This window comes from Sulfitobacter sp. 1A12157 (genome assembly GCF_043557345.1).
GTDB lineage: Bacteria > Pseudomonadota > Alphaproteobacteria > Rhodobacterales > Rhodobacteraceae > Sulfitobacter.
On record NZ_JBIFFV010000007.1, the window covers coordinates 129561 to 141160 of the forward strand.

General features: G+C 62.6%; 11 protein-coding genes. 5 read left to right on the top strand and 6 right to left on the bottom strand.

Annotated features, from left to right (window positions below):
- The first annotated feature begins 136 nt into the window (after positions 1–136).
- Both ACGYLC_RS13170 and uvrB read left to right on the top strand, forming a co-directional pair.
- Positions 137–421 carry an antifreeze protein gene (locus ACGYLC_RS13170; RefSeq protein WP_394423288.1) on the top strand — a complete coding sequence of 95 codons (285 nt, stop codon included), beginning with the start codon at positions 137–139 and terminating at the stop codon, positions 419–421.
- Between the two features lie 87 nt (positions 422–508).
- A complete protein-coding gene (gene uvrB / locus ACGYLC_RS13175; RefSeq protein ID WP_394423289.1) occupies positions 509–2713 on the top strand; it encodes an excinuclease ABC subunit UvrB in 2205 nt (734 codons plus the stop codon).
- A gap of 58 nt (positions 2714–2771) precedes the next feature.
- On the opposite strand, the gene ACGYLC_RS13180 is transcribed toward uvrB, so the two are convergent.
- The gene (locus ACGYLC_RS13180; RefSeq protein ID WP_209217057.1) at positions 2772–3041 is read right to left on the bottom strand and encodes a GlsB/YeaQ/YmgE family stress response membrane protein; all 270 of its coding nucleotides are present in this window, start codon (positions 3039–3041) and stop codon (positions 2772–2774) included.
- Positions 3042–3273: 232 nt separating this feature from the next.
- Positions 3274–3630, bottom strand: coding sequence for a PRC-barrel domain-containing protein (locus tag ACGYLC_RS13185; protein WP_394423290.1), 357 nt, complete (start codon positions 3628–3630; stop codon positions 3274–3276).
- A gap of 181 nt (positions 3631–3811) precedes the next feature.
- Here ACGYLC_RS13185 and ACGYLC_RS13190 point away from each other — a divergent pair, with 181 nt between their 5' ends.
- Positions 3812–3997, top strand: a complete 186-nt coding sequence (locus ACGYLC_RS13190) for a PLDc N-terminal domain-containing protein (RefSeq protein WP_394399585.1) — start codon at positions 3812–3814, stop codon at positions 3995–3997.
- Between the two features lie 133 nt (positions 3998–4130).
- On the top strand, positions 4131–4802 hold the full coding sequence (locus ACGYLC_RS13195; protein ID WP_394423291.1) for a hypothetical protein: 672 nt from the start codon (positions 4131–4133) through the stop codon (positions 4800–4802).
- Positions 4803–4861: 59 nt separating this feature from the next.
- On the opposite strand, the gene ACGYLC_RS13200 is transcribed toward ACGYLC_RS13195, so the two are convergent.
- From ACGYLC_RS13200 to ACGYLC_RS13210, 3 genes are all read right to left on the bottom strand, one after another.
- Complete coding sequence (locus ACGYLC_RS13200) at positions 4862–7150, bottom strand: glycosyl hydrolase family 28-related protein (RefSeq protein WP_394423292.1); 2289 nt, start codon at positions 7148–7150, stop codon at positions 4862–4864.
- A 148-nt stretch (positions 7151–7298) separates the two neighbouring features.
- Positions 7299–7712, bottom strand: a complete 414-nt coding sequence (locus ACGYLC_RS13205; RefSeq protein ID WP_394423293.1) for a DUF4864 domain-containing protein — start codon at positions 7710–7712, stop codon at positions 7299–7301.
- Between the two features lie 60 nt (positions 7713–7772).
- Positions 7773–9353 carry a lysine--tRNA ligase gene (locus tag ACGYLC_RS13210; protein WP_394423294.1) on the bottom strand — a complete coding sequence of 527 codons (1581 nt, stop codon included), beginning with the start codon at positions 9351–9353 and terminating at the stop codon, positions 7773–7775.
- Between the two features lie 122 nt (positions 9354–9475).
- Between ACGYLC_RS13210 and ACGYLC_RS13215 the strand changes: the two genes are divergently transcribed.
- Entirely contained in the window at positions 9476–9898 is a 423-nt protein-coding gene (locus ACGYLC_RS13215) for a tellurite resistance TerB family protein (RefSeq protein WP_067268129.1), read from the top strand.
- 7 nt (positions 9899–9905) lie between these two features.
- Here ACGYLC_RS13215 and dacB read toward each other — a convergent pair whose 3' ends face one another.
- Positions 9906–11516 (bottom strand): D-alanyl-D-alanine carboxypeptidase/D-alanyl-D-alanine-endopeptidase, encoded by a 1611-nt coding sequence (gene dacB / locus ACGYLC_RS13220; protein ID WP_394423295.1) that lies wholly within the window; start codon positions 11514–11516, stop codon positions 9906–9908.
- Positions 11517–11600 lie beyond the last annotated feature (84 nt).

Genomic DNA, 11600 nt, shown 5'->3' on the forward strand with positions numbered 1-11600 from the left:
GACTCTCGCTTCAATAACCTCGGGCTTTATCTAATATTCCGTGCCTAGGGGCAAGGGAATGCAGGCCCGCGCAGATAAACCCTACCATGCTGCGGTGCAGAGACTACATCAAGATCACCCCATTGGAGTGTTCCATATGACCCCCTTCGCCCTCTTCGCCCTACAAAGCCAGATCGCCGCCCTCGCGGTGGAAGCCCAGATCGTGATGTCGTTGCGCCTCTTGGGCATGGCAGGCGCGCTGCCCGCCCGCCCCGGTGAGAACAACCGCATGGTGGCCGAGAAAGGCCCGGCCATGGTCAAAGCCTTCGCCGCCGGGACGCAGGCGATGATGCTGGGCAAGCGCCCCGATCAGATCATGGATGCCTCCCTCGCCCCGCTTGCCCGCAAGGTGCGACAGAATCGCAAACGGCTGATGAAGTAGCGGCAAAAGCGCCCTTCGCGCCCCCCTGCCCCTTGAACCCCGCGTGAAAGAGGGCACCTATGGGAAGCTTGACGAAGGATACCCGCGATGCCCTATGCCCACTCCGACAAGACCGAGGGGATGCCGATGCTGGCAAACCCCGCACCTGACGTGCGCAACCGTCCCAAGCTGGAGGGCGGCAAGAAGTTCAACCTCGTCACCGAGTTCGCCCCGGCGGGCGACCAGCCCACGGCGATCGCGGAGCTGACCGAAGGCGTGACCTCGGGCGAGCGCGATCAGGTGCTTCTGGGCGCCACCGGCACCGGCAAGACCTTTACCATGGCCAAGGTGATCGAGGAAACCCAACGACCCGCCATCATCCTTGCGCCCAACAAGACACTGGCGGCGCAGCTCTACGGCGAGTTCAAGGGCTTCTTCCCGGACAACGCGGTGGAGTACTTCGTCTCTTACTACGACTACTACCAGCCCGAGGCCTATGTCGCGCGCTCCGACACCTTCATCGAGAAAGAAAGCCAGATCAACGAGCAGATCGACCGGATGCGCCACTCCGCCACCCGCGCGCTGTTGGAGCGTGACGATGTGATCATCGTGGCCTCGGTGTCGTGCATCTACGGTATCGGTAGCGTCGAGACCTATGGCGCGATGACGCAAGACCTGAAAGCGGGCGGCATGTACGACCAGCGCAAGGTGATCGCCGATCTGGTGGCACAGCAGTACAAGCGCAACGACGCCGCCTTCCAGCGCGGCTCTTTCCGGGTGCGCGGCGACAGTCTGGAAATCTTCCCCGCCCACCTTGATGACCGCGCCTGGCGGCTGTCGTTCTTTGGCGAGGAATTGGAAAGCATCACCGAGTTCGACCCGCTCACCGGCGAGAAGACCGACACGTTCGACCAGATCCGGGTCTATGCCAACAGCCACTATGTGACGCCGAAACCGACGATGCAGCAGGCCATTCAGGGCATCAAGAAAGAGCTGCGCACCCGGCTCGACCAGCTGGTCGCCGACGGCAAGCTGCTGGAGGCCCAGCGGCTGGAGCAGCGCACCAATTTCGACATCGAGATGCTGGAGGCCACCGGCGTCTGCAACGGGATCGAGAACTATTCGCGCTATCTGACGGGCCGTGCCCCGGGCGAGCCGCCCCCCACCCTCTTCGAGTTCATCCCCGACAATGCCATCGTCTTCGCTGATGAAAGCCACGTCTCCGTCCCGCAGATCGGCGGCATGTACAAGGGCGACTACCGGCGCAAGTTTACGCTGGCCGAACACGGCTTCCGCCTGCCGTCATGCATGGACAACCGCCCCCTCAAGTTCGAGGAATGGGACGCCATGCGCCCGCAGTCGATCTTCGTCTCCGCCACGCCCGCGGCATGGGAGATCGAGCAATCGGGCGGTGTCTTCACCGAACAGGTCATCCGCCCCACCGGCCTGCTGGACCCCAAGGTCGAAATCCGCCCCGTGGAGATGCAGGTCGACGATCTGCTAGACGAGGTCCGCAAGGTGGCCGCCGATGGCTACCGCACGCTTTGCACCGTGCTCACGAAGCGCATGGCCGAGGACCTTACCGAATACATGCATGAGCAGGGCATCCGCGTGCGCTACATGCACTCCGACATCGACACGATCGAGCGGATCGAGATCCTGCGCGACCTGCGCCTCGGGGCTTTTGATGTGCTGATCGGAATCAACCTTTTGCGCGAGGGGCTCGACATTCCCGAATGTGGGTTGGTGGCCATTCTCGACGCCGACAAGGAGGGTTTCCTGCGCTCGGAAACCTCGCTGATCCAGACCATCGGCCGCGCCGCGCGCAACGCGGAAGGTCGCGTCATCATGTATGCCGACCGCATCACCGGCTCGATGGAGCGCGCCATGGGCGAGACCGAGCGCCGCCGCGCTAAGCAGATCGCCTATAACGAGGAACATGGCATCACCCCGGCCACGGTGAAGAAGAACGTCGAAGACATTCTCGCCGGGCTTTACAAAGGCGATGTGGACATGAACCGCGTCACCGCCAAGGTCGACAAGCCGATGGCGGGCGGGAACCTTCAGGCCGTGCTCGACGGGCTGCGCGCCGATATGCGCAAGGCGGCCGAGAACCTCGAGTTCGAAGAGGCCGCGCGGCTGCGCGATGAGGTCAAACGGCTCGAGGCCGTGGACCTTGCCGTCGCCGACGACCCGATGGCGCGTCAACAGGCGGTCGACCGCGCCGTCGATGCCGCGCAGCAAGCCTCGGGCCGCAGCACCTCGGGACGGGGCGGCATGCGTGGCGGCAATGTGAAACGCCGCAAACGCTAAAGAAAAAGGGCCGCCCCCGCGGGGTGGCCCTTGCACGATCCGACACTAAACGCCGCAGCTACCGTCGCAGCGCCGCCACCAAGGCCAGCACCAGCGCCGCACCGATTGCCGCGACCACCAGCAGCAAAAGCAAGCCCCCCGCAGCCACCACCGTCACGCCCAGCGCGGCAAGGATGAAGGGCAGCGCCACGGCGCCGACGACACCCAGAACAAGGTAAAGAATACGGTTCCTGCCCGCCACGGCGCCGGCAATGGCCCCGGCGGCAAGCCCGACCACCACGAGTGCGATCAGCGCCACGGCGCCAAGTGTATCAAGAAAGGCTTCCATCGAAGGGAACTCCTAAATCAAATGAAGGGTACGAAAGGCACGCCGCATCCCGCAAGGGTCAACAGCAGGCCAAGGGCAAACAATCGGCGCATCGGGGTTCCTTTCCAATCACGGCCAAACCAGCCGCACGCTCATCAGACCCGATCCGCCGCACAAAAACAATGGCGAACGCAGAGGATCGCCACAGCGAAAGGGAGGCGTCACCGCCTCCCCTAACTGCTTGGTGAGCTGTTCAAATCCAGTAATATGGCACGCCGTAGTGATCGAACGTCCGCTCTTGCCATGCGCGGTCGCTGTGCCACCGCTCGGTCCGTTCCGGCGCGCCTTTAACCGTCGCCTCGTCGATGTTCGTCATGAAACCATCGCGCGACGGGTCATAGTTCAACGCATTCCACGGCACCGGGTAATGCTCTTCCCCGAGGCCCAGAAAACCGCCGAAGCCCATCACGGCATAGGCGACCTTGCCGGATTTCTTGTCGATCATCAGGTGATCGATATGGCCGATTTCGGTCCCATCCGCGCTGAAAACGGCGGTGCCGTTCACGTTGTCCGAAGAAACCAGCGATGCGGGTGCTGTCGTGTCAGTCATGGCTTGTTCCTCTCATGATTGCTGTACCGGCAAAACCCGAGATCGGCGGTGCCGGTTCCCGCAATACGGGCAGACTGGCGAGGATTGGCTCAGCCCCGTCGCGGCGCGGTGCGGGAACCAATAAGCCCGCCCTCGGGTTGTCCACACAATAGAAACGCACGCATTCGAGAGGGATCAAACAATGGAATATGGACTTTTAGGGCTCATCGTCCTCATCGCCGACATCTACGCCATCTATCAGGTCGCTACCTCAAACGCCTCGGGCGCGGCCAAGATCGCTTGGATCTTGGGCATCATCATCCTGCCGGTGCTGGGCTTTATCGCCTGGCTCATTGCAGGCCCCCGAGGCGACAAGGCTCACGTCTGACGGGGCTCACGTCTGACGCCCCTGACATAGCAACTGCGAAACCCGGTGCCCTCGGCGCCGGGTTTTCACGTTCTTCCCCCGCAAGCAACGATTTGTTAACCGCTATTAACCAAGATCGCAGCAGGAGCCTGCTATGCGATCTGCCCTTTGCCTCACCCTACTGGCCTGCCAGTTCAGCCCCGCCGCCGCCCATGCCGGGCCATGGCTGCGCGAGGAAGGCACGACCTTCATTTCAAGTTCTTTCTCGGCAACCTACTTCTACGACCTCTCCCAAAGCACCTATATCGAATACGGGCTGCGCGAATCTCTCACCCTCGGCTTCGACCTCAACACCGCACAAAGCCGTTTTGGCCTGCAAAGCGGCCATGCCACCGTCTTCCTGCGTTTCCCCTTGGGAGAGCCGAGCGAGACAGGCCGGTGGGCCTATGACATCGGTGCCGGGGCAAGCTGGTCGGGGGAGTTCATCTCGCCCCACCTCAGGGCCGGGCTGTCTTGGGGCCGCGGCTTCACCTTGGGCGAACGGAATGGCTGGCTTACCGTCGATGCCTCCGCAAGATGGGAGTTTGGCTTTTCCCAAGAGGTCATCAAGATCGACAGCACCGCCGGGCTCGACTTCACCCCCGTGACCACCGGAATGGCACAGGTCTTTCTCACCTACACCGGGGGTGAGACCTATGCTAAATTCGCCCCTTCCATCGTCCTGTCGCCCAGCTTCACCAAATACCGCCTGCAATTGGGCAGCGAAATCCCCTTCGACGCGCCAGAAAATTCCGCCCTCACTCTTAGCCTCTGGCGGGAATTCTAAAGCAAATGGCCCCGCCGATCTCCGGCAGGGCCGCTTCACACCTCAGGGCCGCGCCTCGGTTAGCGGTTGTCCATCCGCACCATGACAGAGACCTTGCCCTTCACCGGCGTTGGCCAAACCACATGCAACTGATCCCGGTCCGGCCCCTCGGCGTGTTTCACATAAGGCATGTCGAATTGCGCCACGTTGTTGCCGTTGCGGATCGCCCCATGGGCCACCACCGCATCACTGTTGAGCGCTTGCCCCTCGAACGGCAGATGCCCGGCGGTATCAATCACCCACGTCTCTGACGGGGTCGATTGGGTGAACTCGATCTCGGCCATATTCTCAACCTGCGTGGTCACCGCATGGAAGGAATTGCCCTTCATTACCACGTTCTTGCAACGCGACAGATCGAGATCGGCAAAGGTCGTATCCACCCGCTCGGCCCGGTCAATGCTGCCGTTGAGACTGCGGAAACGGTTGCCGGTGATGCTCACCCCGCTCAGGAAATGCCCCGCCCCATGCGGTTTTACTACGATATAGCTAAACCACGGGGCGACTTCCCCAGACAAAAAGATATTGTCGCTGATGCTGAGCGCACTGAATGAGTAGCCCGTGGTGAAGGCCGGGGTCGGGTCTTGCTCATTCGTCCATTCGATAAAGCAATTGTCGACGTAGTTCCCCGTCACCACCGCGCTGGTATGGGCCGAAGCAAGGATCAGCCCCGCCGAGCGTACACCGTTGTCGACCTCATCGCCCTGAAAGAAGTGATTGCCCGTCACGATGCTGTTGCCCCCCGCAAGCAGCGCGAAGTGGCGGAACTTGGTCGCACGGCAATCGCGCAGCTTCACGTCGTTGGCGTTGGTGTTAAGCGCGATGGAGGACCGGTTCGGCACGGTCAGCGCATCCTCCGCCGACAGAAACTGGCAGCGGTCGATCAACATGCCCTGACAGCCCCCGCCGATCGAGGTGACGCCGCGGTCTTTCGGACGGCTGACGAAACAGTCGCGCAGGTGAAAGATCAGCCCCGAAGGCGCAAGGTTGATCGCGCTGCAGCGGTTGTTGCACTGGAATTCGATATCATCGAGCACGAATTTCGACAGCGAGGCGAAGCCGCTGAAATCCACCATGTATTGGAACTTGCGGAAGGTGAAATTCTGCGTTCCTTCCGCATCGTAAAGCGGCGCGTTGAGCGTGATCTCCTGCGTGGCGACATTCTTGGACCGCACATAGATCTCGCGACCCACCCCTGTCCCTTCAACGAGCGCGCCCACCGGCACATTGGCGATATTGGTGACATTAGTCAGCTTGCGCGCGTCCGAAGCCGCGTAGCGCCCCTGCGAGGTCACCACCACCGTATCCCAAGCGCTGCTCGACGCGGCCTCAAGCTGGCCGTTGCGGATCACCCGGCGGGTGGCATAGCTGGTCTTGTCCGGCACGGCCGCCTGCATGTCGAGCGGCCCGGTCACATTCACCTTGCGCCCCCCCATATCGAGCGAATCGTGATCCGCATTGTTCAAAAGCGCCTGAAAGGCTTTCAGAAAAGCGGTCTCTTCATTTTCGAAGGCTTCGATATAGCTGGGCAGATCGAAATTGCGGCGCAGCAGCAGCACCGCCCCCACCGGCATGGTCACATGACCCTCGAATTTGACCTGCGTGTCAAAGGTCACATCCCCGTTCAACAGGTAGTTCCCCGCAGGCACCAGTACCGTGCGCCCCGCCGCGGCGGCATTTGCGGCCTCGAAGGCGACGGTGTCGTCGCTCACCCCATTGCCGACCGCACCAAAATCGCGCACATCGACCTGCGCCAGCATGTCCCGCAGAAAGACCGAGGTGACATCCTCGATCACGATATCGTCGATCCGGACCACACCGCCCGTGGGCCCAGTCAGGTCCAGCCCGAGATGCCCGTAGACGGCCCCGGTGCCCCAGACCATGTCGACCCCGCCACGGTCGCCGCTGCCGATGATCGCGCTGACCTCGACCACCTCGCCATAGGCCGTCAGCGCAACCGCCGGCCCGGTCTCCGTCACACCGCTCACCCGGCCCCCGCCCGCCTGCGCCGGATAGCCCGCGATCCGCACCGTCGGCAGGTTACCACTGACCGCCTTCACCCGCGCTGTCACCCGCAGATAGCAGCCCGGCAGCAGCGGGGTTTGCCCCATGTAGCGCAGCCGTTGCGTGGCCTGCGTCTTCAGCAGTTCCAACGCCCCGCCGAAATCCTGATCTGCGGGGACAAAGGCGGCATTGGCCGCGTTCTCATAGGTGTCCGACCCCGGCGTGCCGTCGCCGCTTGACCAGACATCCAGCCCCGCCGCAAAGGGGGTGGGCATCAACACCACGCCATCGGTAATCACCTTGTTCATCGCATTTCCTTTCCCCGGTCCGCACCTCCCACCGGGGCGCGCCGCTCAACTGCTCAGGCTCGGCGAGGGCCGAACCGCGAGGTCAGGGAAGTATCAACGATGTATTAACCCGCATTTGCCCCGCCGTGCGGGAGCCGCGCAACAAGGGTCAGACATTGGCCCCCGGCGCGTCGAGGATTTGCACCGCGCCAATGCGCCAGCCCGCCTCCGTCTTCTCCATCAAATAGCCCAGCAGATGCGTGAACCCTTGAGGATCGACCACCTGCACCACCTGATAGAAACGCGCCCCATCCGCGCGCCGGTCGAGGAACCGCACCTCCGCCGGGTTCTGCACCATGGGGTAGCCATTGCTCACCATGCTGCGAAAGTTCTCAGGGGTTTGGAAATAGCGCTGCAAATTCGGCGTGGCGAATTCTAATGCGGTGGCGAAATCATTCGCGCGAAAGGCGTCGAACTGGCGGTTGATCGTCTCTTCGATCTCGGCCTGCTGCGCCATCGCGCCAAAGCTCAGGAGGGCCGACAGCACCAGCCCTCCGAAAAACGTGAACATCCCTTTGCGCATTGCCTTTCCCCCTTGCCCTTGCTGAATGATCTAAGTCACGCAAGGGCAGAGGCAAAAGTTTCACGCGCCGGTCAGCTTGCCCGCAAGCGCGTCGTCGATCAGCGCCACGGTCTCGTCCACACCATACAGCGCGATGAACCCGCCGAACCGCGGCCCCTGATCGGCGCCCAGAAGCACCTGGTACAGTGCCTTGAACCAGTCGCGCAGCGGATCGAAACGCTCCTTGCCGACGGCGAAAACCATGCTCTGCAGCGCCTCGGCATCAAGGCCGCCGTCCCAGACCTTGAGCCGCTCGCGCAGGTCTTCCAACGCCTCGCGTTCCAACTCGGTGGGCGCGCGGAACACCTTCGTCGGTTTCACGAAGTCGTTGAAATAGCGCACCGCGTGACCTGCCGCCGCATCCATGCCGGGATTGGCCTCGGGCGTTGCCTCGGACGCATAGCGCTGGATGAAGCCCCAAAGCTGCGACTTGTCCTCGGCGCTCGACACGGAGGCGAGGTTCAAGAGCATCGAGAAGGGCACCACCATATCCGACTTCGGGACATCACCGCCGTGGATGTGCCAGACGGGATTGTTAAGCCGTGCCTTCACGTCCTGCGTCTCATAGGCGCGCAGCTGCTGGTGATACTCGTCGACCGCCTTCGGGATCACGTCGAAATACATCCGCTTGGCCGTCTTCGGCTTGAGGAACATGAAATACGACAGGCTTTCGGTGCTGGCATAGGTCAGCCACTCGTCGATCGAGATGCCGTTGCCCGAGGACTTGGAGATCTTCTGCCCGTTCTCATCGAGGAACAGCTCATAGCTGAAATGCTCGGGCTTCTTGCCGCCCAAGATCTCGCAGATGCGGTCGTAGATTGCGGTGTTGGTGGCGTGCTCCTTGCCGTACATCTCGAAATCGACGTCGAGCGCGGCCCAGCGGGCGCCGAAGTCGGGCTTCCACTGCAGTTTCACGTTGCCGCCCGTGACCGGCAGGGTCATCTCGTTGCCGTCCTCGTCCTCGAAGGTGATCGTGCCGTCCTTGGCGTTGACCTCCTTCATCGGCACATACATGACGCGCCCCGTCTCGGGGTGGATCGGCAGAAAGATCGAATAGGTCTGGCGACGCTCCTCGCGCAGCGACTTCAGCATCACCGCCATGATCTCGTCGTACTTCTCACAGGCGCGCAGCAGCACCTCGTCGAACTGGCCCGAGCGATAGAACTCGCGCGCCGAATAGAACTCATACTCGAAGCCGAAGGTGTCGAGGAAGCGGCGCAGCATCGCGTTGTTGTGATGGCCAAAGCTTTCATGCGTGCCGAAGGGGTCGGGCACGGAGGTCAACGGCTTGTGCATATGCTCTTCGAGCATCTCGCGCTGCGGCACGTTGCCCGGCACCTTGCGCATGCCATCGAGATCATCCGAGAAACAGACCAGCTTGGTCGGAATGTCGCTGATCTCTTCGAAGGCGCGCTTGATCATCGTGGTGCGCAGCACCTCGCCGAAGGTCCCGATATGCGGCAGACCCGAGGGGCCATAGCCGGTCTCGAACAGCACGTAACCCTTCTCTGGCGGCTTCTTGGCATAGCGTTTGAGCACCCGGCGGGCTTCTTCGAAGGGCCATGCTTTGCTGCTGAGTGCCGCGTCTCGGGTCTCGGACATGTCAGATCATCCATCTCTTGGCGTCCCTGCGCCCAATGCGCACGGGGTCGCCCGTTCCTATTGCTTCACTCCCTGAGGGTCAATATTCTGCACCGCAACATACCTGTGCAAAGGATACCGCGATGCCCGACACGTCTTCCCTCTCGCTCAGCGCCCAAGACAGCCTTGTCGCGCTGATGATCGCGGTCTCGGCCTCGGATGAGGACATCCGCACCGCCGAACTAGTCAAAATCGAATCCGCGCTGAACCTGCTGCCGGTCTTCTCGGGCTATGACAATGACCGCGTCTCGACGATTGGCAAAACGGTCTTTGACCTGTTCGAACAGGAGGACGGATTGGATGCCCTCTTTGGCCTGATCCGCGAGGCCCTGCCGGAGCGTTTGCATGAAACGGCCTATGCGCTGGCCTGCGACGTGGCCGCCGCCGATGGCACGCTGGACGAGGCCGAACTGCGCCTGCTCGAAGAAATCCGCTATGAGCTTAACATCGACCGGCTCCACGCCGCCGCGATCGAACGCGGCGCGCGGGCGCGGCACCTGACCTGAGCGCGGGTTAGGACTCTTCCAAAGCGACTTCCGGCTCGGCCCCGATATCTTCGGCATCAGAGTCGGGCGCGGTTTGAGCCTCTGGCGCGGCTTCGCTCTCCGGCTCGGGCTTCACGGCCACGTTGTACAAAAGCCCCCACCGCTCCAGCAGCCCGCGTTGCACACGTTTGGCCCGCGCGTTCCAAGTCCGCGCCCCCGGCGGGCGCTCTCGCTCGGCCCGGCTGATCTTGGCCCGCTCCTCGATATTCGCGGTCAGGATCGCAAAGGCCAGCACCCGGTCCTCGGGCGTGGTCAGGAAGCCGGCCAGCGCCGAGACGAAGTTCAGCGTGCCGGTCTTCGCGTCGATCTCAATCGGATTGTCGCGCTCAGGCCGGCCCCGATCATCGCGCAGATAGACCGGTTTCAGGATCGGTCGCAGCCCCGTGCCATGAATGCGCGCCAGCCCTCCGGCCATGTCATGCACGGTCATCTTGCTGTCGTCGCCAAGACCCGAATGGTCGATCATCGCCGGGTTTTCCATGCCCAGTTCCTCAATCGCCCATTTGTTCATCTCGGCGGCAGAGGCGCGCAGGCTCGGCACCGTGCCCAACCGTTTGGCGCTGGCGGCCATGCCGACCATCTCGGCGGTCAGATTGGTGGAATACTCCAACATGTCCTTGAGGATGGGCCGCAACTCGGCGCTGCGGTGGGTGACGAGGGTCTCGCCCTCTGGCAGCGTCTCGACCAGTTCCGCATCGCCCAGTTTGATGCCATGGCTCCGGGCGATGGTGGCAAAGATGTCGCCCGCATAGACACCGGGCCGTCGGATCGGCAGCCAACGCGCCCCGCCCGAGCCCAAAGCCCCTTTTGCAACCGTCCAGACATCGCGTTCGGGCCGATTTTCATAGGTATAGACCGGCCCGCTGCGGTCCACGACCTCCATCGTGGCGGCGCGCACGGCGGGGGCATAGCGCGCCGCGCGGCCCTCCATCGTTACGTCATAGCCGTCACCGCTGCGCTTCCACTCGAAATGCACCCGGTTGTAGTTCAGCGCGATGCCTGAGACGCCGGGGTTGTAGCCCACATGGTCGGGCTGTTCGGGATCAATCGCAAAGGTCGCAGGCAGCGCGCCTTCATAGACCTTGAACGCCCCCTTCACGCCGATGATGCCCGCCTCTTTCAACTCCTCGGCCATCTGCCCCAGATTGTCACTATCGAGGGTCGGATCCCCTCCGCCGACGAGGATCAGATCGCCCTGCACCTCACCACCCACGACACCGCCGGTCGCCAAAAGGCGCGTCTCGAACACATGATCCGGCCCCAGTTCATCCAGCGCATAAAGCGCGGTGATCGCCTTGATGCTGCTGGCGGGCGGGATGCCATCGGTGGCGTTGGACGCCTCCAGCCAGATGCCAGTGTCGACATCGACCACGGCAAAGGCCACCGTGCCGGTGATGCCGCTGTCGGCAATGATCTCGGACACATTCGGAATGGCCTGTTTATACAGGTCCGCATCGCGCCCAACGGGGCGCAATGAAGTGGTCGGCGGCTCGGCCCAGGCAGAGGCCGCCGCCAGTGCAGCGGCAGCCGTCCCAAGGAAAATGCGGCGTGTGAAACGTCGTGAAAAATTCTGGCTCATGGGCTTGATATAAACCCCAAGCGGCGTTCGGCCACAACCGCTCTGACATTGGTGGAACTTTCGCAGTTGCACAAAACCGCCGAC

Excerpts from the sequence above, each read along its gene's own strand:
- ACGYLC_RS13170 (WP_394423288.1), top strand. The coding sequence starts at position 137 with ATGACCCCCTTCGCCCTCTTCGCCCTACAAAGCCAGATCGCCGCCCTC.
- uvrB (WP_394423289.1), top strand. The coding sequence starts at position 509 with ATGCCCTATGCCCACTCCGACAAGACCGAGGGGATGCCGATGCTGGCA.
- ACGYLC_RS13180 (WP_209217057.1), bottom strand. The coding sequence starts at position 3,041 with ATGGAAGCCTTTCTTGATACACTTGGCGCCGTGGCGCTGATCGCACTC.
- ACGYLC_RS13185 (WP_394423290.1), bottom strand. The coding sequence starts at position 3,630 with ATGACTGACACGACAGCACCCGCATCGCTGGTTTCTTCGGACAACGTG.
- ACGYLC_RS13190 (WP_394399585.1), top strand. The coding sequence starts at position 3,812 with ATGGAATATGGACTTTTAGGGCTCATCGTCCTCATCGCCGACATCTAC.
- ACGYLC_RS13195 (WP_394423291.1), top strand. The coding sequence starts at position 4,131 with ATGCGATCTGCCCTTTGCCTCACCCTACTGGCCTGCCAGTTCAGCCCC.
- ACGYLC_RS13200 (WP_394423292.1), bottom strand. The coding sequence starts at position 7,150 with ATGAACAAGGTGATTACCGATGGCGTGGTGTTGATGCCCACCCCCTTT.
- ACGYLC_RS13205 (WP_394423293.1), bottom strand. The coding sequence starts at position 7,712 with ATGCGCAAAGGGATGTTCACGTTTTTCGGAGGGCTGGTGCTGTCGGCC.
- ACGYLC_RS13210 (WP_394423294.1), bottom strand. The coding sequence starts at position 9,353 with ATGTCCGAGACCCGAGACGCGGCACTCAGCAGCAAAGCATGGCCCTTC.
- ACGYLC_RS13215 (WP_067268129.1), top strand. The coding sequence starts at position 9,476 with ATGCCCGACACGTCTTCCCTCTCGCTCAGCGCCCAAGACAGCCTTGTC.
- dacB (WP_394423295.1), bottom strand. The coding sequence starts at position 11,516 with ATGAGCCAGAATTTTTCACGACGTTTCACACGCCGCATTTTCCTTGGG.